The sequence below is a fragment of the Acinetobacter sp. 1125_18A genome (assembly GCF_052824985.1).
On the sequence record NZ_VTDG01000002.1, the window covers coordinates 318,322 to 342,712 of the forward strand.

Genomic DNA, 24,391 nt, shown 5'->3' on the forward strand with positions numbered 1-24,391 from the left:
ATTACAAATAGTTCGCTTTATATCTCTTATATCATTACTCAGTTAGTTCATTAAACAATGTTGCTCTCTTCATAATAATTAGCGCTGATTACGTTCCTCACGACGTTTTTTGAGACGTGCAACCACCTGATCATGTGGAATTCCAGGTCGTTGATCTGCTTGTGATGCCTTAACTTTGGCTTTGAACCATGCGTTATATTTAGCTTCATGGTCTGAGCTATCAAACTCAGAAACAAGAGGATCAAAATCAATGTTCATGTATGATTACCGATCAATGTATGATTAAAATTTTAGCAGAATTTGCCCATTTTAATAAGAGGACGCATAATTTATTTAAATTGTACAATTATAGAAGAATTATTATACAAGCTTACTCTTAAACCTTTGATTTTTGGAGTAGCAACAAAACAAAGATTAAAATTAACTTTTAACTTTCACACGTTTACCATAGGTACGTCTGTCTGCACCAGAACAAACTGGACACCATGAGTTATTATGAAACAAATTTTGAAAAGTTGGATTCCATTTATGCCCCTTTTCACATTGCACCTCAAGCTTTTGACGTACATTAAGATACTCTGTAGAAAATAATAATCCGCCTTTATTTTCTATAAACTCCTTAATGAATTCAAGAGTATGTGCAACATCCCTATTACTACATTCATTGCACCAAGATTTTTTATATATGTGAACGGCAGGCGTGGCATAAAACTCATGACCTTTTTCACATCTATATAGATGTTTAACTCGCCTACCTAGATATTCTTTTGAAAGACATTCACCTTCATGCTGCTTTGCATAATTTTGACACCATTCAAGATTGTACTTAGCTAAAGCCATAGAGCCTCCTTTAAGCAATCTAATATGAAACTTTAAATGGTTTTTTTATAGATTGAATATGGATATAAGATATTGATTAATTTATCTATACATTTATTGAGCCGTAAAGTATTCTGTTTTGTTCCTTCTAATTGGATAAATTCCACTATTTGCATCTCATCTGAACAACCAACTACATTTTTGATAGGATGATATACACTTTCTTTGTTTATGAAATATTCAGGTAATAACTGACCTAATTTAACTACATTCTGATCAGTATTAAGAAACAACATAGCCCTATGAGCTTTTGCTGATACTTCTTTAAACCGTGATAACTTTAACTCTAATTCTGTCTTACTTTTTGAACCCTCATATACTATATTCAAATTTATTACAGAAAGCTCGAGTAAGTCTTTTATTGCTTCTTTAGACTCATTAGCAATAACTTCACTTCCTTTCTGTTTCTTCCACTTTTTAAATATGCATATAGCAACAATAGGTGTAACCAGTGGTATAAACTTAGAAGCTAGGTTAAAATCAAAACTACAAATGTCCATTTATTACACCTTTAAAATTATATAAATCATAGCTATAACACAATTAACAAATTTTGTATTTTTTTTCTTAAGGTAAGTCTTTGGCATTTAAATCTTTTGTCTTATTATGTTTAAGTTGTATTTGCTTTTCCACCAGCGGCTAGACGAGTTCTTGATTATAAAAGGAAAACCAATTTTCAATCCGTAAACAAGTATCTATCATCACACACAAAAAAACCGCCTGCACTAGCAAGCGGTTCAATTATCTTAGCTTATAAATACATTGACTATCTGCAACATATCAGCAACAAAACTGACAAGTTGAACAAACAAGTGAAAATAGTTCACCGTCATTAACCTCTTAATTAGAGGGCATCACTGAAGTAACGTCTAAATCAATAATACATTCTTGCGTCACAGTTTGCCGTTCAGCTATATGTATAAATGTACATTTTATTGCTATCGCATTAACGATAGAGTAACCTTTAAGGTGAATCAAAAAGCAATAATGTCAGTAATGCCATTGTTGATATTCAGCTACTCCACTCGAATTTTTGGTCGAGGACGAGTGGAGTAGCAACCTTCGAAAAGATATCGTTCATCGCACTTTTTTAGTCATATCAAATGTTGAATCTATCTGTTATGTAAAGTAGGTGGTCAACGTTGTATAGGAAAATTATTCCTATTCGATTCTATGTTTTACTTTATAAGAGTTATGTCTAAATGGCTACCTCTTTCCCTAACAACTGCGTTAAATGTTGTCGCGCAGCATCATCAATCTGCTGTTTATTAGCTTTTATTTAAGCTATATATAATTAAGTATAACTATGACTGCTTCAGTACTACTAGTTTCTAAAAACTACTATTCAATCATTAGGGTAATCTATTTATAATCAAAATTAGCAAAATTACAGTTTTAGATTAATTCATTTCACTTGATACATCTTTATTGATCCCATGTATTTATCCAAATAAGAGTAACAGCTAAATTGTCCAGAAGATTGGTTTAACCAATATTGGGTTGGTACAGGTTTTATTCATTTTCATGATTTTCAATGCTGGCATTTTATTGTAAAACATGAGCACAATGAGGTATTAAAATTAAAGAAAGGTATCTTACTGGCGCCGAAGCCAGCACTCTTCTTGGCATGCACAAATCTCACGTGAGAAATTAGAGTACCAAGGCTTAATTGAGCTTATATATTTAGGAACGCCAAAAATAATTAAGTTATTTAAACGAGAAGATATATTAAATCTGAAGGGTTTAGGATATAGAGCAATTAATTAGAGCCCAAATAATTCGCTTCATTGATACTCTTTTAAAAATCTCTCAAAAGCTTTCTTTATTTGTTTGGCCCAAATTATGTTTCTACTCCAGAAGCATATATTTAGAATAAATCGTATATCTACCAACCAAGCTAGAGCCTTCCAAAAATAAAATTTTTTTGATTTTTTAAATCTTGCGTTAAAAGCATGAGCATGGAAATATCTTGATATCTCATCTTTTTCCGATTCTAAGAAATCTAAATTCCACCACTGCCCCCATTTATAGACATCACTTTCTTTTTTTGTAAAAAATTTATCTAAATTATCAACAGGATAAACCGTATTCTTCAAATCCCAATTAAAATCAATAGCATTCCCTTCCTTATCAAATATTTCCTTTATTTCAATTTTAACACGACTGAAGGGTTCATAGAGTCTGTCATTTTTAACTTCTATATTTCTAAGAGGAATACTTGGTAAAGCTACTATACAAGGCATGTTAGATACGTCATAAATATCTACAACAGATTGATACTTTAAATTATCCAAAGAGGCAGTAATACAAAAAGTTATTTTATGAAAATATTGATTATTTCTTGCTTTTACACGAAGTGTACAGTTAGGTTGCTTCTTATTAAGATAAATTTCACTCCAATTTATATCATAATCTACAATTTCACCCAGACTAAGACGAAATATTCTATTTATTTCTAAATACAAATTATATGTTGTTGAAACATTATATGCTTCTAAGTACAAAAATTTACCAATCAACTCAAATGGTTTTTTAAACAAAATACCAAAAATAAAAGATATTATTTTTATAAAAAAACTTGTTGCATAGGTTAAAGGCTCTGCCATATTACTTAAGCTCGAATGAAAATTAGGAGAAATTATAAAAAATCAATTAAATATTACCAAAACTAGGTGAGAATACTAAGAATTAAAAAGTCGATTGTGAAAGCCTAAGTTATATGAAATCACAAAGCCATGACCTATATTTAGTAATTTTTGATAGTTAAAATACATTAGCGGCTTTAACCATTTGAAATTAATAAATTTTAATACTAATTTTTATCTTGAGCCAAATCACCATTTACAATTACAGGCGCAACCCACTTGTAGAAAAACTCTTGTGCATTGTTCTTTCTTGAGCCTTTCCAAAAGCCATGCCAATGAGCACGTCTTATGTGAGGGGCTTGGGTTTTTCCTGAATTATGATAGACATTAAGTGCTTCTTTAATCGAACGTCCATCTTTTTCTCCAACATCAAAGTAGCGAATCTTTTTGGCTTCAAAAAGTTTATTTTTACCCTTAATACGTTGTGGAGTTGGATTGAAATTCAGCTCAAGAATTTCATTACCGTTTTCACTAATATCTGGCTCATCCTGACAGATATATAAAATAATCTGTAGGGCTTTCTTTTTAAAAATGACAAGTTCATTAAGACTTACACTAGTAAGCCCTTGTTTAAACCATTGACTAATTTTTATTGTATCTTCTTCTAAAGACTTGTTATTAGCATCAAGACTTATACAGGTGCTAAAATCTGTTCCGAATGTATCCTCAAAAAGCATTGTAAAATGTAATATTTTTTTTCCTTTATATAGTGAGGACGGAAAATAATTAATACTTGCCCAAAAACCTACAATTTTTCTTCCGAATGTTGATAAAGCAAGATTGCTACAATCCACATAAATTGACCATTCAGGAAGCCTACTTATTCTATCAAGTGGAATATTTCCTTTAAAATCCAAATTTAATAAGAAAGGCGCGATGTCATCATTAATCTTATATATCCCTTTTGTATATCTCCATGTACCTATATCGGCAATTGCCATTGTTTCAGGTATAAAGCTGAATGGTATATCAAGAGGTGTGACTGGCTTTTGTTCGATCTGAATTTTTTTGTGAGCGAGAAACATTTTATCAGCCAAACGAGGATGTTTGATTCTCAATATGATGAACCACCATGCAATATACGCCAATAATACTTGTCCATCGCTATTGCCTTTGTGACCAAACTCACCATTTTCTAACACACCTGTATTTACATATTTCCAAAGTTCTAGGTAGTTTGCAGACAAGGCATTTAAAACCTTAATTGGTGATATTTCTTGTGATTTAATAACCTTCATAAGCTGCTTTGGTGTACCTCTTAGTTCTGTTTGCCCCATAGCGAATGCCTTGTAAATGGTATAAAAAAACATATCAATTTCACATATCAAAAACAATGGTGATGTTATGCAAAAAACTATGTATAAAAAAGACTCTAGTGATCCAACTAAACTAGATATTTTGATTGCTCAAATTAAGGCTAAAGACCATAAAATCACTGATACTTTTGGTGTAGATCATCAAGTACCATTTCGTATATTTCAATGGAACTATTAGCGATTAGAAGCATTAAAGCGACATATTGGAAATCCAACAAGAAATAAGTTACTAAATAGTTTACATGAAGTGGCATTGGAACAAGTTTTTTCAGAATTGAAAGAGACCAATCCTGAACAGCTAAAAGAAATTTTAGAAAGTATAGGCAAGCCCCAAAGTGTATAAAATTTAAGTAATTCAGTAAGAAACTTATTACTCTCATACATTAACGACTGGCTTTGCTACTCTTTCCTCATGACGTTTTTTTCATCATGCTACAACTTGCTACTGTGGAATGGCAGGATGGGGATCGGTCAAAGCCTTTTCAACTTTCGCTTTAAACCATGCTTTATATCTTTCTTGGTGGTAGGAGCTATCAAATTCGGATACTGTTAAGTCAAAATTAAATTCTTTTGAGATGCTCTCTCAATATCTAATCATTGTTTTCATTTTAGTATGACTATACTGAATTTCAATATCCAACTTAAAACTAAGCGTCAAAATATGTCGCCCATCAAAATGTCATCTTATGTGTCGTTTTTCTCAAAAAATGTTATCTTATCTGTCGTATTTTCATGAAACTGGCTGTCGTTAAGCTTTCTAACTATCTGTTTTATATAAGACACGAATGTCAACTTATGTGTCGCGTGACGGACATATAAATTGTCATTTATCAGAATAAAAAATAGAGCCTTTTGGCTCTATTTTTCAAAATATTAAGCTTGTTATAAATCGAGGGAAAAAGAAAATTTTAAGTTTTTAAAATAACTTTCTAATAGTCTAAAATTTCAAGTAGATGAATAAAAGCAGGAATTTTTAGGCTAGTTGGGAAAAAGTATCCTTAACTAATAATCTATTCATAATAATTAACGGCAGAAATTCCTAAACTATTCAAAAGTTCAGTCGTCATTCGGCCATTTATTGATAAATTCTTATCAACTTGATAATTAGCAATAGCCTTACGTGTATTCTTACCTAAATCACCATCAATTTTTCCAGAGTAATACCCTAATTGAAAAAGAGCCATTTGCACTCTCTTTATCTGCATTACTTGCATTAAAACTGGATCTTCTTCTGTTGCAATATTACTTATATTAGAATTATTACCATAATAAGTATTAACGTGAGTATCGACTCTAGTTGGAACATTCGGGTATGTTTTAACAGTTATATTTGAATTATTTCTTGTTGATGTTGAAGATCTGCTTGAACTAGAGTTTGAGTAATTTGGCACAGAGTATACAGGAGTCCTTGAGCTTGAGTAACCCGAGTATCCTGACCCTGAGTAATGACTAGAATGACTTCTATGACTAGAATGACTTCTATGGCCAGCAAACATATTCTCATACTCATAATTTAGTGGTCGTATAGATACAGGTTCTAAGTTTTCATATGAGTTTATACTTGTATTAATTGCTGCAGCTACTTTGTTATTAATAACAGGCGCTGATGCAGCAAAAACAGCCAGTGATTTTATAAATTTACTCAAAAATCCCCCCCCTAATAAATCTATTTATTATTGAACATTCACATTATGCAAGCGATTAACAATGATTATCAACTAGTTTTATAGGATTCAGAACAGATGGCGTCCAGCCATTTTGATACCACGTGAATAAACCGCAGCATTTTTTCTTCAAGTCACAACTTTCACATACCTTATCATAGGTATTTTTCCAATCTGAGATGCTTTTTGCAGAAAACTCCCATAAAGATTCTGGTAAACAACATAAAGGAACATTCATTAGAATTAAACGAATTTTTGAGTTTATCAATATATCAACTGCGATATTAAGTTCTTCCCACCAATCTTTAATATCAACTCGACTAAGTTCTTTATTAGCAAGTGCAAAACCGATAGGTTCACAACCAATCAAAGCCACTTCATTCACAAATGGAAGATTTGTACGTATATAAGCACATAAATCAATCAAACTCTCTAATACTGGCTTAACTAAGACAATTCTTAACTGTATTGGTTGTTCGTAATGTTGAAGAATATAAAGACCTTCTAATGTTTCCTCAAAAGCTGAATGTTGCTGTACTACAAAATCATGCAATAGATCTGCATGACCATATAAGGGAACAAGCCAGTTTACTTTCATGCCAAGATTAGATAACACTAATTCAGCTATATTAGGATTACTAAACAAACGTCCATTCGTTAATACATCAATTTTGGTTGAAGGAAATTTATTATGAATGGTATCAATAATTAGCCTTAAATTTTTATCTAAAAATAATGGTTCACCACCTGTTAAGCCAATATTCATTGGCTCATAGTTTAGATGATCAATAATTTCTAATGCTTGAGTTACTAACCACGAATCATCATGCTTTGTAGGTGGCTGTGAGCACATAATGCAGTAGTTATTGCATCTATTAGTCAAGAACAAAGTATGGTGAGTATCACTTGCTCTTAAAAGCACACTTAAACTCTTTTTTTGTGGATCAATAGCAACTACATCGTTTGATTCTAATAATTCCTGTTCTGGAATAAAGAGATTATTTTCACCAACTTGGTTAATCAAGCCTGAACTATAAATTGGATAAAGATTATCTAACCCAATCTGAATATATCGGTTTAAGATTTCAACCTCTTGAACAAAATTGATCGGTACTAGAATAGATTGATGAGGCAACCATTCCGCATCTAAATTATCTAAACAAAGTACCCTAAAGATTTGTGGTGTATACTCTGTGATTGACTCTAGTTTTATTTTTCTCATCGTATCTACTTACTAAAAGCCCATCGGTTTGCTAACTTTCTGAACTTGTCAGAATTTTGGTATTTGTTAAAGATTAAATCGAATAACCCCATGTAACGCTTACAATGACTGGTTAAATGTGTTGGTGGAGTCATCGTTTTAAATTCGTTATAAGCACTGATAGGATCAGGCCCACAATACGGTAGATAAGCACATTGACTGCAACTCGGATCATTAAAATTTAAACTTGAAGTAATGATAATTCTTTGTAGATTAGAGCTTAACAATTGAGATAAAGGTTCACCAATTTTACCTAAGCGTAAAGAACTATCACCTGTTTCTTTCAACATGCGTGATTCATCACTTGGATATACATATCCATCATAGTTATAAACAATGCACCCCAGCCCAGCACCTGATGGACTTTGGAGATCAATATAACCTTGATCAAATGGAGAAAGGATTTTGTTTAATAAGACTGCGGAATGAACTTCTATTAATTCATATCCTCTTTCATTCCAATAAATAACACGCTCCAATGCCTTCTCATAAAAATCTAAGAACTCAGCGTGAGTTGGTGCAAGTCGCTTTGAGTTTCTCTTAGCAAATCCATAATCACTTAAACCTCGGATAAAAATATCCTTAAAACCTAATTTAACGTATGCATCTACAATCTCATTAGGATAATCCAAGCTTTTACGTGTAGTCGTCATTAAAGCAGAAACTGAGCCTTGACCTAATTCTTGACGTGCTAGCTCTAAGCCTGTAATAGTTCTTTCATAAGCATCTCGATTAGCAATTGGTCTATTTTTATTATGTAAGTCTGCAAGACCGTCGATACTTGTAGACAATACCACTTGATGTTCTTTGAAAAATAAACACATTTCAGAGGTTAACTGGTGCAATGTTGTTGTTACTACAAAACGAATAGATCTATTAAGCTCTTTATTTTTTTCAGTAATGTACTCAATTGCAAGTTTCACTAAATCATATTTGATTAAAGGATCTCCTCCTTGGAACTCCACGGTTAAAGTCTTTGATGTACTTTCAAAGATAGTATCGCAAGCCAAGAGTAAATCTTTTCTAGAAATTGTGAACTCATCTCCCGCCTGTTGGCGACTGACCTGGCAGTAGGAACATGAGTGCATACATTGAATCGTCACAACAATAATGTGTAATGAAGTTCCTTCTAAAATTGTTGATTTCTTTGCATGTAACCTTGAGGCTAGAGCTCTCTTTGAACCAATAGCATTTTGACTCATCAGAAAAAATTTGGATTTCAGTTTGAGATAGAGATCCATATCTAATGATTCATCTTTAGCAATGACTTTTTTTAAATTATCATGAGAAATAAACTCAAAATCGCCTGTAACACTTGTTATGAGATAGTTATCATCTGCCATTCGTTTAAAATTAAATGGCATTAGTTCCACATTTTTAAAAATCATTTTACTTACTTATACTTGCTAAAATAATTGCATCAACAAAAGACTTTTGTTGTGGACTAATTTGCTTATCCAACTCTTGACGTAATTTAAAATCATTTAAGAAATTAAGAATGAGGCTTTTTTGTTGGAAATCTACAACTTTAAAAAAGAAACGTTGGGAATCTAATTGCTCCACGTCATAAGAAATTGGGCAGAATCTCAATGCCTGTATGATTTCATCTATTGACATTTCACTATGAATATCAAAACCAAACTGAATTAATTTTTGACCCACATTATCCTCAATAAAAATTTAATGTACATTAGATATAATACATTAAATATCAATATACTAGTTTATATAATAAAAATTTAGATAGTTATACAACTTAATTTAATTAGAAGTGCTCATGAACAAGTTCTCTGATAATTACCCTCATTTAGAAGCTCTTTTAAATGGCTACTCCAAAAAATACTCACAAACAATCTATACATATCATGATCATACTCAAATGCTTTCTCTGGTAATCCACCTAAATTTAAACAATTATAAGGACTTTGGCTTCCTACCTATTAAATCAATTTAAAATGGGGGTATTACCCTGCCAGCCAATCCATTACTTCAATCACATCTATACGGCTTTCTAAAACTCCCACTTTAGACACATAAGATTGTGACTTATTCAAACGTCTTGCAAACTCAACCTGAGTCACATTTTTGACTCGCGGAGTTCAAAGTCTTGATACCACAATTTTATTAAAAATAAAGCCGAGCAATACTAGAATTTAAATCATTTAATTTTCTTGGTATAGCCTCAAATAAAATAATGATAAAAGCTCAATTGAGCTTCCAAAATACCCCCTATCAACCATAAACAACGATATATCTCCCCCCAAACAACACTACCCCAACCCATCCAAAAAACACCCCACTAACCGTTCTCGATCATCCACACTGTTTTCACCCTGAAGCTGAACCATTGCCCCATCAATCACAAACAAGAACATATGTGCATCTTGTTTTGAAGCATTCACATTGCTGGTTAAAAGCAATTTATAAATTTCATCAATCAGCCAATGTCGATACTCAACTACGATTTGATAAGCATTGGGATAGCGCTTTTCAATTTCAAAAATAGCCTTAAACGGTAGATGATAAAACCCTTCCAAATTGGCATGTAAAAAGAAAATATGCTTAAGCTTTTCATAAACAGTAAAATCTTTCTTTTTATAAATCATCGTAAATACTTCTTCTTTCAGTGCATCTTTTTGAAAGGTTAAACTCATTTCAATCAAACACTCTTTAGAATAAAAGTATTTATAAAACGTGGCTTTTGGAATTCTGGCAGACTCAATAATACGGTTTACCCCAACATGATGAAAACCGTATAGGTTAAAGAGTCTTCGAGAGGTGTCGAGTACCCTTAAAGCTCGAAATGAAATATCTAAATTTGACATAATCTTCCCTATAAATATTTTTTTGTTTTAATGAGATAAAACCACACTCTATCTTGTTATAAGCAAAGAAGCATGCAACGGCTTCAAAAGGTAAGCAGAGTGGATCTCAAGTTTTATTGTTGATATTTTTTAGGTATAACCAGCCAATGCCTAAAAGCCCAAAGGCTGTTAAACCGCGCTAAACGCTAATCTGAAGGTGTACGAATAAAATACATGGCCAACTCCTGAACAATTCAAAATTCTGCCAATGTATAAAAATTATGGTGGCAGAACGAAAGAGGGTTAGCAGACTGAACCTAAGAATCAGCACGCCCTGAGGCGTCCCCCTCCCGTCCTACCGCAACAAAAGGGGGACGAACGAGTCTACATCAAAAAAACAAGTTTTTTCAATGCACTTAGGCAACGGTCTGCTAAAACCGACTGGCAATGTAGGCCAGCCAGCAAAGAATAATCGGAGATTTTTCGAGTGTCAATGTTGGATTTTCTGTAAAACATTAAAATTATTATTATTTTTCAATCAATTAAACAATTGATTATGACTATATTAAACCCGCGTATTTGATCAATTCAATCGATCAACACGCCTTATTATTTTTAGCTCTGGCATAAGACGCAAAGCCAAAAGCAAACTGGCTTTAAGCAACTTCAGTCTGCCCAACATGATGATAAGAACGATTAAAATAAACCAAGCTTTGATCATGTTCGCTTTGTTGAATCGCCACAATACGACAAATAAAAATCGTATGTGTTCCAACTTCTTGAATTTGCTCAATCTCACAATCGAAATTCACCAAAGCATCATCTAAAACCGGTGCGCCAGTTTCTAATTCTGTCCAAACACCATGTTTAAATCGTTCTTCTGGGCTTAATTTAGACGAAAACGCTTTAGAAATATGCTGATGATGTGCACTTAAAACATTTACAGTTAAAATTTTATTTTCAACAAAATGCACATGAGAACTCGCCGCTTTATTCATACAGACCAATAAAGTCGGAGGCGAATCCGTCACACTACATACGGCAGACGCAGTAAATCCGTAACGACCAGACAAACCTGTCGTGGTAATGACACTGACTGCACTGGTCAACAAAGACATTGCATTTCTAAAGTCTGTTGCTTCAATCATTTCATTATTCCTAAATTGAACCGTACTTTTTTAGATTTAGCATTACCCTGCTATTCCGTCATGTAGGCACTGCATCTGGATGAGTTTCTCAGTAGAACTGATGTTCTCTAAATTGTGATCAGGGTTTCCCGTTGGGTCTTGGATATCCATTCACCCAAACAGGTCACCCTTTTTACACCACAATATCGTTGAATACTAGCGGCTAAGTTCTTTACGAACGATTTCTGCGCCAGCACTTAAAGCATTAAGTTTGCCTCTTGCAACTTCACGAGATAAAGGAGCCATACCACAGTTGGTCGATGGATAAAGCTTATCCGCATCTACAAACTGAAGTGCTTTTCGTAATGTGTTGGCAACCTCTTCTGCTGTCTCAATGGTATTGGTTGCCACATCAATAGCACCAACCATTACTTTCTTACCACGGATCAATTCGATCAGATCCATTGGCACACGAGAGTTTTGGCATTCTAAAGACACGATATCAATTTTAGATTGTTGAAGTTTAGGGAACGCTTCTTCATATTGACGCCATTCTGAACCTAAAGTCTTTTTCCAATCTGTATTGGCTTTGATACCATAGCCATAACAAATATGCACCGCAGTTTCACATTTAAGCCCTTCAAGCGCTCTTTCTAAAGTCGCAACACCCCAGTCGTTGACTTCATCAAAAAACACATTAAATGCAGGCTCATCAAATTGGATAATATCCACACCCGCAGCTTCTAACTCTTTGGCTTCTTCATTGAGGATTTTGGCAAATTCCCAAGCAAGTTTTTCACGACTCTTATAATGCGCATCATACAGCGTATCAATCATGGTCATTGGACCAGGCAACGCCCATTTAATTGGCTGATTGGTTTGTTGACGTAAAAACTTGGCATCATCAACAAAAACAGGCTTTTGACGAGACACCGCACCGACAACAGTTGGTACGCTTGCATCATAGCGATTACGAATGCGTACAGTCTCACGTTTCTCAAAATCAACACCATTCAGATGTTCAATAAACGTGGTGACAAAATGCTGACGAGTTTGTTCGCCATCACTGACAATATCGATCCCAGCGTGTTGTTGCTCTTGCAATGACAAGCGTAAAGCATCTTGTTTGCCTTCAATTAATTGCTCATCTTGTAATTTCCAAGGTGACCAAAGTTTTTCAGGCTCAGCAAGCCAAGAAGGTTTTGGTAGGCTGCCAGCAGTTGAAGTCGGTAATAATATTTTCATAATCAATAATCTTGTCTATTTAGGTAAATTAAGCAACGTAATTTGCAGACCACTGCTCAAGGATATGTTTGTATGGCTTGATGAACTGCTCTTCAGTAAATTTCCCTTGCTTAATCGCCAACTGACCACGCTCTTCTCGATCATACACAATACGAGTTAGTGAATAATCCTGATGCTTTAAACTTGGTTGGTAAGATTTACCTGCCACAGAATTCGCGTTGTAAATCTCAGGGCGGTAAATCTTTTGGAAAGTTTCCATGGTGCTGATAGTACCGATCAACTCAAGGTTAGTGTAATCACTCAGCAAATCACCACGGAAGTAAAATGCCAAAGGCGCAACACTATTTGGCGGCATAAAATAGCGAACCTGCAAACCCATTTTTCCGAAGTATTCATCTGTTAATGAGTATTCATCTTGTAGATATTCCACACCCAATACTGGATGCACATTTGCAGTACGGTGATACACCTTGCTACTTGAAACACTAAGACAAATCACTGGTGATTTTTTAAAGTTTTCTTTATACGCATTTGAATTTACAAATGCGTTGAAAATCTTCCCATGAAGCTCACCATAGTTTTCTGGCAGGCTAAATTGATCTTTATTTTTATTATGTTCTAACAGCAATACACTAAAATCATAATCACGCACATAAGAAGAAAAATTGTTGCCCACAATACCTTCAATACGTTGATTATTTTTGTGATCAACAATATTGGTTTTCAATATTTCAATCGTAGGGAAAGTCTCACCGTTGCCTTCGATATCAATATCAACTGAAATGATTTCTAGCTCAACAGAATAACGATCTGCTTCAGGATTATCCCAATGCGCTAAGGCATTAAAACGATTGTCAATCATCGTTAGGGTATTGCGCAAATTGTCATGGCGACTCTCACCTCTTGCTAAATTGGCAAAGTTGGTTGTGATACGCGTATTATTAGAGGGATGATAGTTTTCGTCGAAACTAATGCTCTTAATCGTAAATGTAAAATCTTTACTCATGATGATCTGATACCCTAATTTCTGAAATAAACCTGAATTTTTTTCATGCTCTTTCTGAACCATCCAATTTATCTTTGGATCTATCCAGCCAATAGTATTTCCCGTATTTTCTGACTTGTACTTGGTCGCTCAATTCAGAATCAACGATAATCTTGTCTATCGTGAAGCGCTTGGTGTAATTTATACCGCAATCCGCACATGAATAAAAATGATATAATTTCACAAAAAAGTGAACCAAATTCATGTTTAGGGATGAGTAACATGAATAAATGGATTGTGAGGCTTGGTGTTTAATCAAAACTCAATAGATGAGTAACCAAAAATGCTGTTAAAAGCGTATATAAACAAACTGATGTGATTGCTAATGTGTTGCGCCGTATTGTGTTGGTTGCTATTTGACTTTTTTCTTGGCTTAGTGAATTAAGAAGAAATGAAGATCGAAAGTATTATTTTGATTGATCATTTAACTTTTCTATTGTGGGGCTGTTGGGTAAAAGTCACCTATTCAAAGATTTTAATAACTTAAAATCCGTATATATTTGAAAACAAAATTATTTACTCATTCACCACTAATTTTTTTCATATTTATAGTCTTAAACGATTTCGCTGAGATGTTTATACACCATCCAGTTATATCCAAAATCAACTAAATAACATTGTAATATTTTGGGCAAAATTATAATTTTAAGCATGCAATAATAGAGCCAGTATCATTTTGCAAAGAATAGATTGAGGGTAAAAAAATCTAACAATTCAAACCCACCCAGTATATAAAGTTGATCCACTTCACATTATGCGATTAAAATTTGGATAAATTTTTTCTTAAAAATATATAAAAATTTACAATAAAAATGAGTAGCTTAGTTGAGTTTAATCATCACAGAACGAAATATTCCCTATTTATTTTCAGGTTTTTTTATGGTTTTTATAATTAAACAATGTATTCCTCTTAACTTTTCCATTAAAATAAGCCAAATATCTTTTTGTAATTCGTCACCACCCTCTCCTATTGTACCTATTGAGTGGTAACACGAATAAAACATGCCTTTGAAAATTCGCGTGGCTAATAAACTGTAATGACTCAAGCAACTCAGCATCCTATGGAATCCATTTCCAACATCCGTGTATTGGATGAATGGCAAGAAGAAATTCCAGAGGATTTATATATTCCTCCTGCTGCATTCGAAATTCTGCTTGAACATTTCGAAGGACCACTCGACTTTTTAATTTATCTGATTCAAAAAAATGGTTTCGATCTTTTACAGTTAGATATTGCCCCGATTGCAACACAATACTTGTCTTATATGGACGGTATGAAATCGTTAAATATCGAGTTAACCGCTGACTATATGGTGATGGCAGCATTATTGGCAGATTTAAAATCTCGCTTGTTATTGCCAAAACCAAAAACTATTCATATTGAAAAAGATCCAAAACAGGAATTAATCGATCGCTTAGAAACCTATTTACGGATTAAAAAAGCAGCTGAACGTTTAGGTCAGATGCCTGTTTTAGACCGAGATACTTTTGCGACCCATGTTGCGATTGGTCATATTCCAAAAGTGTATGAAGGTTATGAGGTTGAGATGTTAAAAGATGCCTTGTATTGCATTTTTAACCGCCCTGAACCCATAACCCATAAGATTGAACAAGAACCTGTATTACTTGAAGAACGCATTGCTTATATCGAATATATGATTGAATCTGGAGAAGTTCTCAGTTTCCAAGAATTACTCAAGCCAAACCAAGGTCGAATGGGCATGGTGGTTACATTTATGGCAATCTTGGAGCTGACCCGTCAGCAAAAAGTCCAAATTATTTCTTCTGGTGTTGAGGCCCCGCTTGCAATTCAAGGAGCAACGGCATGACCATTGATCAAAATAATGCCTTTAATGTTGATGAATTACATCACGAAGTTCTGATGCAACTTGAAGCGATTATCTTTGCAAGTGATGCCCCTGTATCGCTTGCTCGCTTAAAAGAAGCATTTCAAAATCAGTATTCTAAACAACAGTTGCAACAGTATTTACAGCAATTGTCTGTGTTACAACATGGTCGTTCAATCGAACTTGTCGAAACAGCTCAAGGTTATCGTTTTCAAGTGCGGGCAAAATACCGCAACGTGATTGCGCAAGTTTGGCCAGATCGACCAACTCGATTATCGCCGTCACTGTTAGAAACAGTTGCAGTGATCGCTTATCATCAGCCAGTAACCCGTGCTGATATTGAGCAAATACGAGGGGTTACAAATAATAGTCAAATACTCAGGACTTTGTTTGATTGGAACTGGATTAAAGAATCTGGTTACCGAGAACTCCCAGGTAGACCCGCGTTGTTAGTGACAACGCCACAATTTTTAAATGCTTTTGGTCTAGTGTCTTTAGATCAATTGCCTCCCCTACAGGATGCCAAGGAAGCTTTTATGATTTTGGATGCGCAAGCTGCCAAGTCTTAAATAGGTGCACTGTTGATGATTATTTCTAAGGTTATGCTGTCATGAGTGAAAAATTGCAAAAGGTACTCGCACGAGTGGGTTTGGGCTCTCGCCGTTATATGGAAGAGGTCATTGCCGCTGGTCGTGTAAGTGTCAATGGGCAGGTTGCTCAAGTGGGCGAACGTATTGAACCAGGTGATGAGCTTCGCATCGATGGTCGTAAAGTTCAGTTCCAAATTGAAGACGAAATTCGTCGTCGTGTATTGATTTACTACAAACCTGAAGGTGAAATCTGTTCTCGTAATGATCCAGAATCTCGCCCGACTGTGTTTGATCACTTACCCCCGATTTCCAATGACCGTTGGGTGATGGTGGGTCGTCTAGATATCAACTCAACAGGTTTATTACTTTTTACAAATGATGGTGAACTTGCCAATCGTTTAATGCATCCCTCAAATGAAATCGAACGTGAATATGCAGTTCGAGTCATGGGTGAAGTAACGCCTCAACTCAAAAACAACATGACAAATGGCGTTGTTTTAGATGATGGTCCAGCAAAATTTGAATCTTTCTCTGAAATTGGTGGTGAAGGGATCAATCGCTGGTACCAAGTCGTTGTAAAAGAAGGTCGTAACCGTGAGGTTCGCCGTATTTTTGAATCACAAGGTCTAAAAGTAAGTCGCTTGCTCCGTACTCGTTACGGTACTGTGATTTTGCCTCGTGAACTTCGTACAGGTCGTTGGATGGAACTTGATAAAACTGATATCGATAATTTAACCAAAGCTGTTGAACTGAAACCACGTCAAGGCACAGGTTTATTTGGTATGGCAAAACGTCGTACTGAACGTATGCAAGACAAACCTATGGCTGCGCGTCGCGGTGGATTCCTGCGTCAACAACGTCGTGATAGCGAAGGTGAAGAAGCTCACAACCATCAAAATGATCGTCGTGATGCTCAGCCAAGTGCAAACCAATATGGTCAAAATCGCACTGAAAATCGTACTGACAATCGCAATGAACGCTCAGAAAACCGCTTTAATAAAGCACGTTCTGGTGGCAACAGCTACAACAATGAGCGTGCTGACAACCGTGGTAATAGTTTTAATAGCAACCGTTCTGAAAACCGTTATGGCAATCAACAAAACCGTAATCGTTCAGAAGGCCGTTATAATCCAAACGAGCGTCTAGATCGTTCAGATCGCCAAGAACGTAGTGAACAACCTGAAAAGAAAAAACCGTTTGTTGTGACAAAAGGTTTTAAAAAGTTCTAAGTTCTGAATAGATTTAAAGAGCAAAAGCCACTATTTTTAAATAGTGGCTTTTTTTCGTTTAAACTATGCGCTACATCATGCATTAAGGTTTAAATATATTACTGTAGGCTATGCCTCAGCTTGTGCTGTAAACAAAACAGTGCAAAACCCTTTAAGCAATATGATCTTAATATGGTAATAACAGGATGAATAAAAAATACCTGATCCTCATTCCCTTATTTCTTATCTGGTTTATTGCGTCTATATCGATAGCATATCAAGGGCTGTTTTATTCAGAGTATCTGATCAATTTTCTTAGAAAGAAACCACAGGATTATGGTTACCCACTTTTTCAGGTTGTCATTTTATGCTCAATTTATGGCCTATGGATGTGGAGCTATGCCTATTTACTTTGCTCAGAAACAGCCATTCGCAGACCATTTCTTAGCTATACAGTCTGTTCAATCTTACCGATTGTTATTCCAGTCTATGGCGTAATAATACTGATTTACTCACCACCTGATATAATCACTTTTATTCTAATCAGTTGTGCAACCAGCCTATTTCATTTTTTATTATTGCCTATTCTTATGCCTATCTATCGCAAGTATATTTATCCTAAACAAAACGCATCAGCTTAATCGTGTTATATATCAATAAAAATACTCCTTACGCTACTACAACAGTAGCTCTCCCACTTAGAAAAAAAAGGGAGAGCTAGCTGAGACTAAATTAATTAACTTTAGTAAAACTCCTCCTTTTTCAAAGGTGAGAAGTATCAACTTCGCAAAGAGGAAGATTTAAAATCCTTCACTGACTGGCAGCAACTGAATCCAGCAGCTCTCACATAACAAAAATCTAAATCACCTGTCTGGTTCCTTGTGGAATTGAACTCAATAAGCGTTTGGTATAGTCATGCTGTGGTGACTGGTACAACTCATCCGAATTGGCGATTTCAACGATATCACCATGGTTCATCACCATAATTTGATCCGAAATATATTTCACCACAGACAAATCATGTGAGATAAAAATATAACTTAAGCCAAATTCATCTTGCAGATCTTGAAGTAAGTTCAGGACTTGTGCTTGAACCGATACATCGAGTGCTGAGACGGATTCATCACAGATTAAAATTTCAGGTTTTAAAGTTAAACAGCGTGCGATTGCAATACGTTGACGTTGTCCCCCAGAAAACTCATGCGGATAACGATCAAAGGCTTGCGCAGGTAAGCTCACTCTTTCCAGTAATTCCAAAGCCATCTTTTTACGTTCAGTATCATTTGCACCAATTTTATGAACTTGCATCGGCTCCATCAAAATCTGCCCTACGGTAAAACGCGGATTAAGTGAGGCATAGGGATTCTGAAAGATAATCTGAATCTTACGTTGATACTGGGCAAACTCTTTTTCAGACATTGCCAAAATATCTTTACCTTGAAATAAAGCTTGGCCGCCAGAAGCTTGTTGCAAACGCATCAACAATAAACCAATAGTGGTTTTACCTGAGCCGGACTCCCCAACGAGCCCCAAAGTTTTACCTTTCGCCAGTTGGAAAGATGCCCCTTTGACTGCCTGAAATTCATCTTTGCCAAATAGCCCTTTACGGCTAAAAAATGATTTTTTTAAATCACGCACCTCTAAAATAATTTCTTCACCGCCAACAAGGCCGCGCTTACGCTCCGCAAAATCCACCTTAGGCAAACTCACTGCCTCAGTCACAGGTGCATCTTGAGCTTGCATAAAATCACTAATGACCGGTAAGCGATATGGACGATACGAAAGTTGCGGACGGCATAATAATAATGCTTTGGTATAGGCATCTTGTGGCTGTTCTAAAACAGCCTTTGCAAAACCTTGTTCACGAATTTCACCATGACGCATCACAATCACTTCATCGGCAATTTCACTCACCAATGCCAAGTCATGGGTAATAAACAACATCGACATTTGACGGCGCTTACGTAAAGTCTCCAACAAATCTAATATTTGTTTTTGGATGGTGACATCTAATGCAGTAGTCGGTTCATCGGCAATCAGTAATTTCGGTTCACAGGCGATTGCCATGGCAATCATGACCCGTTGCTGTTGACCACCAGACAGTTGACTGGGGTAAGCATCAATCTTGCTTTCAGGGGATGGAATCCCCACTTCAGTGAGTAATTCTAAAGTACGTTGTCGTGCTTGTTTACGCCCCATATTTAAATGAATACGCATAATTTCAGCGATTTGATCACCCACCGTAAACACAGGATTAAGTGAAGACATCGGCTCCTGAAAAATCATAGCAATGTCTTTACCACACATTGCACGCATTTGTTTGCTGCTTAAACTGAGTAAGTCTTTACCTTCAAAAATAATTTTACTGTTTTCAGCAATACGGGATTGGCCTTTGGGTAATAAACCCATGGTTGCCAATGAAGTCACAGACTTACCACTGCCAGATTCGCCGACCAAGGCCACAGTAGTATTGGCAGGAATCTGAAATGAAATACCTTTTACGGTTTCAATAAATTGCTTATTTTCACCCTTAAAACTCACACTCAGATTTTCAACACTGAGTAGCACAGGAGGTGTCGCTTGTTGTTCTGACATCTTTAAGCTCCTTATTTTAGTTTAGGGTCTAATGCATCACGTAATGCATCTGTAAACATTGAAAATGCGGTCACAAGCACGGCCATCGCTACTGAGGCTGCCACCAATTGCCACCATTTACCTAAAATCAGCTCACTTTGCGCTTCATTCAACATACTGCCCCATGACACCACACCCACAGGTACACCAAAGCCCAAGAAGCTTAAAATCACTTCAGACTTAATAAATGCAACCACCAAGATCGACATCTGAACCAAAGCAATATGGCTTACATTGGGGAAAATATGCACAAACATCCGTCGGGTATTACTGACACCAATCGCTTTGGCTGCCAGCACATACTCACGTGAATTATGTTTCATATATTCAGCACGAATTAAACGAAATACCCCAGTCCAACCCGTTAATCCAAGAATTAAAACAATGGAAAGAATGCCTTTTTGTTGCAATACAGCGGCAATCGCCAATACCAACAATAGATAAGGTATCGAGGTAAAAATGTTATAAAACCAGTTTAGAACATCATCCACCCAACCACCAAAGTAACCCGCAATTGCCCCTAAGAATGTGCCGATTACCACGGCCAATAACGCCGAGACCAAGCCCACAATAATTGAGGTTTCTGCGCCTTTAATGGTTTTGAGTACAACATCCTGTCCCCATTTATCTGCACCGAAAGGCAAGGTTTGTTTGAGTTCACTTTGCTGATCAAGTAAATGCCCACCCAATTGCTGATCAATAGCTTTCATATCTTCTACAAGCGGATCTTGAATACCGTAGTAGTCAATCGCGCCACCTGAAGCTTGTTCTGTTGCAATTTCAGTATTTAACTCTTTGATCACATCTTTTAAAGGATCAACAGGATTTTCAGGTAAGGCCTCTACAGTTGCGGCTTTCTTTGCAGAATCTTGTGTATTTTGATCTGCCCCGATAAATGTAGGTGGCGCATAACTCACGGCTACTTCTTTATTCCAATTTGATGCAATCACACCTGTCATGGAGAGTACCAATATGATGAAATAACACAGCAACACCAATAACGACAGCATAGCAATACGATCTGCTTTTAAACGTCGCATCGCCAATCGCCATAAACCGGGAGAAGTCTGTTGTTCTTGGGCGTCTACTTTTTTCGATAAAATTCCGAGCATCATCCCACCTACTTCAACTGTACGCGTGGATCAACCACTTTATAAATCAAATCAGCGATCAGGTTAAAAATCATGGTCGCAGCTGCAACATAGACCGTGATTGCCTTAATCACTGGAAAGTCGCTTCGTTCTACTGCAATAATGACTTCTCGCCCAATCCCCGGAATACCAAAAAATCGCTCAATTAAAAATGCCCCAATCAACAACGCTGGCAGGCTCGACATCACGTCAGTAATAATCGGAATAGATGCATTACGCAGTACATGTACACCTAAGATACGCCCCTCACCCACTCCTTTTGCCCGTGCAGTACGGACATAGTCCTGATTGACTTCATCCAAGACAAAGCTACGGTATAGACGTAAAGTCGGTGCAATACTCACCACCAACATGATTAAGATTGGCAATAGTGCGTATTGCAATAGATTTTCACTGAGACTATCGCTCCAACCTTGTACAGGAAACCATCCCAGTTTATAGGCAAGTCCGTACTGAAATACGATGATATAGACCAAAATACTGATCGACATCCCAATGGTACATAACAACATCACCATACGATCCGTCAACGAACCACGTACCGAAGCAACAGCCAAAGCCAGAATGATTGAAATCACGGTTTGTAAAATTGTCAGTGGAATGATGATGGTCAGCGATGGACCTAAACGGGTCAGGATAATGTTTGAAACTGATTCCCCGGTACTCCAGCTATTGCCATAATCAAAAGTCAGGATTTGCTTAATAAAAATCCACAATTGAACATAATATGGTTGATCTACCCCAAGTTGCTGACGAATATTTTCAATCTGTTCAGGGTTTGCCATTTTTCCAGCAAGGATATAAGCAGGATCTCCGCCAACCCAGTTAAATAGAAAGAAAATCAGCAACACGACTCCCAACATGGTCGGAATCATTTGCCATATACGGCGCGTGATATATGCCAGCATAGTTCTAATTCCTTTTAATCACGTTGGCCGGTAATTTCTTGAAAGAATGCCTTGTTATCCGGTTCTCTGCCCAAGAAATCAACCACCAGCTGCTCTGCTTTCTTTTGTCCACCTTGTGACAAAATCGCTTTACGATAACGTGCTCCAACCTCTGGATTATTTAAGTTATCGCCAAAAGCAGAAAGCATGTCTAAGGCCATCACTTCAGACCACATATAGCCATAATAGCCGACTTGATATCCGCCCATAATATGACCAAACTGTCCCGGGAATTCTGTGGTCGGCACATACCCTAAGGCGGTTTGGTTTTCGAGTTTTTTCCATACCTCTAAAGGCTGAGTTTTTAAAGCATCTGCGGTATGCAGTGCCATATCGTATTGTGCGTATAAGGTTTGACGAGAATAGAACAAGCCACGACCATAGTTTTTAACGGCTTTTAATTTGCCAATCAATTCATCATCGACACGTGGACAGGCTGGTTTACAATAATCGGCTAAGGTCGACAGCGTTTCTTTACGGCGTGCCCATTCTTCATACATCTGTGACGGTGCTTCAACAAAATCTCGCTCGACTGAAGTACCAGATTGCGAGGCATAACGGGTGTTTGACAAAATTCCATGTAAAGCATGTCCAAACTCATGCACAAAAGTTTCCAGTTCATCACTGTTTAAACCTTTGCGGTTAAAGTTGGTGACTAAGGCTGAAATCGGTTTACGCTGGGTCAGGGTACTGCCACCCTTAACGCCCCACACCGCTGCATGACCATACTTTCCTTCACGTGGAAATTTATCGATATATAAACCACCTAAAAGCTGACCTGTTTTCCGATCTGTGACATCGTAATATTCAACTTCATCTTGCCAGACATCAACCTTGGCAGGCTTAAATTCAATCCCGTATAGATTTGATGAAATTGCAAATAACCAATCTTGTGATGCTTGGGTCGGGAAATATTCACGCATTTTTTCTTGGTCAATTTTGTATTTTTCTTGACGCAATTTTTCGCTCCAATAGCCCTCACTCCAACGGTTAATTTCCGCTTTTTCCACTGGGATATTTAAGGTCTTGGCTTTAAATTCACGCAGTGTTTGCACTTCTTTTTTCTCTAATGGCGCAACCGTACTATGTACCTCATTGAGGAATTTATTGACCGTTTCAGGATTCTTAGCCATACGATTTTTCAATGCCCAATCGGCATAACTGGCTTTACCAAATAATTGTGCAAGTTCATGCCGTAGATCAATCGCCTGTTTAAGCAACACTAAATTCTTTTCAGTACCACGGCGGGTATAAGCAATTTGATAACGTTTACGTGCATCATCACTGTCTGCCAATTCCATAAAAGGACGGTATTCTGGGTAGTCAAAGCCCAATAGATAATTGCCTTTTTCATTTTTCTTTAGATTGGCAATATAACTTTCTGGTAAGCCTTTTAGCTCGGCTGGGGTAAATTCTAATTTTTCAGGATTATCTCGAATGTTGCGGGCATATTCTTGTTGAATCTTGGTCAATTCATCTAAAATCACTTTTAAACGTGCTTGTTTTTCTGCGGGAAGTTGTACCCCTGTATCTTCAAAACCATCTAAAATATCTTGGCGATATTTACGGTCAATCTCATCACTGGCTTTGGTTTTTTTAATTTGTTGATAAAGTTTCCCGTCTTGGTACACTTCAGTTTGGAACTGACTGATTTTAACTTCGCAATCTTCTGCGGCTTTACGTAAATCTGCGCTTGGGTCAACATTACTGGCTAAATTAATTGGCCCATAAAAATCTTCAAACTCTGCAAAAATTTGATCCCACTTTGCCAATACTGCTCCAGCAGGCGCATTATTTTTGAGTTTAACTTTGGCAAATTCAGCCAACTTGGTTTTAACATCTGCAATTTTTGCATCACATTGGGCAGGGATATCTTTGGCCTGAAACTTGGGTAAAGTACTGCGTTCAGTTTCTGCAAAGGTCCATTGCCCCATACCCATTGACAACATACAGAGGGTGGTTAATTTAAATCGCTTCATTTTCATTTTCTCCAATCTTTCATTTATTCATTTTCAAATTTCAATCTGT

Annotated in this window: 22 protein-coding genes and 1 pseudogene; 4 read left to right on the forward strand and 19 right to left on the reverse strand. The window is 36.3% G+C overall.

The window, feature by feature from the left end; all coding sequences use genetic code 11:
• Window positions 1–78: 78 nt before the first annotated feature.
• The 5 genes from relB (FY049_RS04375) to FY049_RS04395 form a co-directional block, all read right to left on the reverse strand.
• Window positions 79–258 (reverse strand): type II toxin-antitoxin system RelB family antitoxin, encoded by a 180-nt coding sequence (gene relB, locus FY049_RS04375; protein WP_446083246.1) that lies wholly within the window; start codon window positions 256–258, stop codon window positions 79–81.
• 162 nt (window positions 259–420) lie between these two features.
• Window positions 421–840 (reverse strand): hypothetical protein, encoded by a 420-nt coding sequence (locus FY049_RS04380; RefSeq protein ID WP_446083247.1) that lies wholly within the window; start codon window positions 838–840, stop codon window positions 421–423.
• A gap of 32 nt (window positions 841–872) precedes the next feature.
• Entirely contained in the window at window positions 873–1,379 is a 507-nt protein-coding gene (locus FY049_RS04385; RefSeq protein ID WP_446083248.1) for a hypothetical protein, read from the reverse strand.
• A gap of 1,284 nt (window positions 1,380–2,663) precedes the next feature.
• A complete protein-coding gene (locus tag FY049_RS04390) occupies window positions 2,664–3,485 on the reverse strand; it encodes a hypothetical protein (protein WP_446083249.1) in 822 nt (273 codons plus the stop codon).
• Window positions 3,486–3,691: 206 nt separating this feature from the next.
• Window positions 3,692–4,801, reverse strand: coding sequence for an AcrVA2 family anti-CRISPR protein (locus FY049_RS04395; protein WP_446083250.1), 1,110 nt, complete (start codon window positions 4,799–4,801; stop codon window positions 3,692–3,694).
• Between the two features lie 67 nt (window positions 4,802–4,868).
• Here FY049_RS04395 and FY049_RS04400 point away from each other — a divergent pair, with 67 nt between their 5' ends.
• Entirely contained in the window at window positions 4,869–5,018 is a 150-nt protein-coding gene (locus tag FY049_RS04400) for a hypothetical protein (RefSeq protein WP_446083251.1), read from the forward strand.
• 264 nt (window positions 5,019–5,282) lie between these two features.
• Here the strand turns inward: FY049_RS04400 and relB (FY049_RS04405) are convergent, their stop codons facing one another.
• The 10 genes from relB (FY049_RS04405) to FY049_RS04450 form a co-directional block, all read right to left on the reverse strand.
• The gene (gene relB / locus FY049_RS04405; RefSeq protein ID WP_446083323.1) at window positions 5,283–5,417 is read right to left on the reverse strand and encodes a type II toxin-antitoxin system RelB family antitoxin; all 135 of its coding nucleotides are present in this window, start codon (window positions 5,415–5,417) and stop codon (window positions 5,283–5,285) included.
• A 433-nt stretch (window positions 5,418–5,850) separates the two neighbouring features.
• A complete protein-coding gene (hxsA, locus tag FY049_RS04410) occupies window positions 5,851–6,486 on the reverse strand; it encodes a His-Xaa-Ser repeat protein HxsA (protein ID WP_327858176.1) in 636 nt (211 codons plus the stop codon).
• A gap of 55 nt (window positions 6,487–6,541) precedes the next feature.
• Window positions 6,542–7,726, reverse strand: coding sequence for a His-Xaa-Ser system radical SAM maturase HxsC (gene hxsC / locus FY049_RS04415; RefSeq protein ID WP_446083252.1), 1,185 nt, complete (start codon window positions 7,724–7,726; stop codon window positions 6,542–6,544).
• 5 nt (window positions 7,727–7,731) lie between these two features.
• Window positions 7,732–9,153 carry a His-Xaa-Ser system radical SAM maturase HxsB gene (gene hxsB, locus FY049_RS04420; protein WP_327858174.1) on the reverse strand — a complete coding sequence of 474 codons (1,422 nt, stop codon included), beginning with the start codon at window positions 9,151–9,153 and terminating at the stop codon, window positions 7,732–7,734.
• 1 nt (window position 9,154) lies between these two features.
• A complete protein-coding gene (locus FY049_RS04425) occupies window positions 9,155–9,427 on the reverse strand; it encodes a hypothetical protein (protein WP_327858173.1) in 273 nt (90 codons plus the stop codon).
• A 302-nt stretch (window positions 9,428–9,729) separates the two neighbouring features.
• Window positions 9,730–9,846: an XRE family transcriptional regulator gene (locus FY049_RS04430; protein WP_412676233.1), complete on the reverse strand. Its 117-nt coding sequence runs from the start codon at window positions 9,844–9,846 to the stop codon at window positions 9,730–9,732.
• 189 nt (window positions 9,847–10,035) lie between these two features.
• Entirely contained in the window at window positions 10,036–10,590 is a 555-nt protein-coding gene (locus FY049_RS04435) for a TetR/AcrR family transcriptional regulator (RefSeq protein WP_034610096.1), read from the reverse strand.
• Window positions 10,591–11,225: 635 nt separating this feature from the next.
• Window positions 11,226–11,717: a flavin reductase gene (locus FY049_RS04440; RefSeq protein WP_004722874.1), complete on the reverse strand. Its 492-nt coding sequence runs from the start codon at window positions 11,715–11,717 to the stop codon at window positions 11,226–11,228.
• Window positions 11,718–11,912: 195 nt separating this feature from the next.
• On the reverse strand, window positions 11,913–12,941 hold the full coding sequence (locus FY049_RS04445) for a methionine synthase (RefSeq protein WP_004819267.1): 1,029 nt from the start codon (window positions 12,939–12,941) through the stop codon (window positions 11,913–11,915).
• 28 nt (window positions 12,942–12,969) lie between these two features.
• Window positions 12,970–13,947 (reverse strand): DUF1852 domain-containing protein, encoded by a 978-nt coding sequence (locus FY049_RS04450; RefSeq protein WP_034610135.1) that lies wholly within the window; start codon window positions 13,945–13,947, stop codon window positions 12,970–12,972.
• A gap of 1,076 nt (window positions 13,948–15,023) precedes the next feature.
• Between FY049_RS04450 and FY049_RS04455 the strand changes: the two genes are divergently transcribed.
• From FY049_RS04455 to rluB, 3 genes and pseudogenes are all read left to right on the forward strand, one after another.
• A complete protein-coding gene (locus FY049_RS04455; RefSeq protein WP_154130848.1) occupies window positions 15,024–15,815 on the forward strand; it encodes a segregation and condensation protein A in 792 nt (263 codons plus the stop codon).
• A complete protein-coding gene (scpB, locus tag FY049_RS04460; RefSeq protein WP_004722881.1) occupies window positions 15,812–16,402 on the forward strand; it encodes an SMC-Scp complex subunit ScpB in 591 nt (196 codons plus the stop codon). Before FY049_RS04455 ends, scpB begins: the two co-directional genes overlap by 4 nt.
• Before the next feature lie 41 nt (window positions 16,403–16,443).
• A pseudogene (rluB, locus tag FY049_RS04465) lies at window positions 16,444–17,331 on the forward strand (23S rRNA pseudouridine(2605) synthase RluB); the annotation flags it as partial.
• Between the two features lie 1,158 nt (window positions 17,332–18,489).
• Here the strand turns inward: rluB and FY049_RS04470 are convergent.
• Genes FY049_RS04470 through FY049_RS04485 form a run of 4 tightly spaced genes read right to left on the reverse strand, consistent with a single transcriptional unit; the run spans window position 18,490 to window position 24,348 of the window.
• Window positions 18,490–20,226: an ABC transporter ATP-binding protein gene (locus tag FY049_RS04470; protein WP_327858172.1), complete on the reverse strand. Its 1,737-nt coding sequence runs from the start codon at window positions 20,224–20,226 to the stop codon at window positions 18,490–18,492.
• An 11-nt stretch (window positions 20,227–20,237) separates the two neighbouring features.
• Window positions 20,238–21,377, reverse strand: coding sequence for an ABC transporter permease (locus FY049_RS04475; RefSeq protein ID WP_327858171.1), 1,140 nt, complete (start codon window positions 21,375–21,377; stop codon window positions 20,238–20,240).
• Between the two features lie 8 nt (window positions 21,378–21,385).
• Window positions 21,386–22,324 carry an ABC transporter permease gene (locus FY049_RS04480; protein WP_004722891.1) on the reverse strand — a complete coding sequence of 313 codons (939 nt, stop codon included), beginning with the start codon at window positions 22,322–22,324 and terminating at the stop codon, window positions 21,386–21,388.
• A gap of 14 nt (window positions 22,325–22,338) precedes the next feature.
• Window positions 22,339–24,348 (reverse strand): M3 family metallopeptidase, encoded by a 2,010-nt coding sequence (locus FY049_RS04485; protein WP_446083253.1) that lies wholly within the window; start codon window positions 24,346–24,348, stop codon window positions 22,339–22,341.
• Window positions 24,349–24,391: the final 43 nt, after the last annotated feature.

What these genes read in the sequence shown, in the direction of transcription:
- relB (WP_446083246.1), bottom strand. Translation starts at nt 258, where the DNA reads ATGAACATTGATTTTGATCCTCTTGTTTCTGAGTTTGATAGCTCAGAC.
- FY049_RS04380 (WP_446083247.1), bottom strand. Translation starts at nt 840, where the DNA reads ATGGCTTTAGCTAAGTACAATCTTGAATGGTGTCAAAATTATGCAAAG.
- FY049_RS04385 (WP_446083248.1), bottom strand. Translation starts at nt 1,379, where the DNA reads ATGGACATTTGTAGTTTTGATTTTAACCTAGCTTCTAAGTTTATACCA.
- FY049_RS04390 (WP_446083249.1), bottom strand. Translation starts at nt 3,485, where the DNA reads ATGGCAGAGCCTTTAACCTATGCAACAAGTTTTTTTATAAAAATAATA.
- FY049_RS04395 (WP_446083250.1), bottom strand. Translation starts at nt 4,801, where the DNA reads ATGGGGCAAACAGAACTAAGAGGTACACCAAAGCAGCTTATGAAGGTT.
- FY049_RS04400 (WP_446083251.1), top strand. Translation starts at nt 4,869, where the DNA reads ATGCAAAAAACTATGTATAAAAAAGACTCTAGTGATCCAACTAAACTA.
- hxsC (WP_446083252.1), bottom strand. Translation starts at nt 7,726, where the DNA reads ATGAGAAAAATAAAACTAGAGTCAATCACAGAGTATACACCACAAATC.
- hxsB (WP_327858174.1), bottom strand. Translation starts at nt 9,153, where the DNA reads ATGATTTTTAAAAATGTGGAACTAATGCCATTTAATTTTAAACGAATG.
- FY049_RS04435 (WP_034610096.1), bottom strand. Translation starts at nt 10,590, where the DNA reads ATGTCAAATTTAGATATTTCATTTCGAGCTTTAAGGGTACTCGACACC.
- FY049_RS04440 (WP_004722874.1), bottom strand. Translation starts at nt 11,717, where the DNA reads ATGATTGAAGCAACAGACTTTAGAAATGCAATGTCTTTGTTGACCAGT.
- FY049_RS04445 (WP_004819267.1), bottom strand. Translation starts at nt 12,941, where the DNA reads ATGAAAATATTATTACCGACTTCAACTGCTGGCAGCCTACCAAAACCT.
- FY049_RS04450 (WP_034610135.1), bottom strand. Translation starts at nt 13,947, where the DNA reads ATGAGTAAAGATTTTACATTTACGATTAAGAGCATTAGTTTCGACGAA.
- FY049_RS04455 (WP_154130848.1), top strand. Translation starts at nt 15,024, where the DNA reads ATGACTCAAGCAACTCAGCATCCTATGGAATCCATTTCCAACATCCGT.
- scpB (WP_004722881.1), top strand. Translation starts at nt 15,812, where the DNA reads ATGACCATTGATCAAAATAATGCCTTTAATGTTGATGAATTACATCAC.
- FY049_RS04470 (WP_327858172.1), bottom strand. Translation starts at nt 20,226, where the DNA reads ATGTCAGAACAACAAGCGACACCTCCTGTGCTACTCAGTGTTGAAAAT.
- FY049_RS04475 (WP_327858171.1), bottom strand. Translation starts at nt 21,377, where the DNA reads ATGCTCGGAATTTTATCGAAAAAAGTAGACGCCCAAGAACAACAGACT.
- FY049_RS04480 (WP_004722891.1), bottom strand. Translation starts at nt 22,324, where the DNA reads ATGCTGGCATATATCACGCGCCGTATATGGCAAATGATTCCGACCATG.
- FY049_RS04485 (WP_446083253.1), bottom strand. Translation starts at nt 24,348, where the DNA reads ATGAAAATGAAGCGATTTAAATTAACCACCCTCTGTATGTTGTCAATG.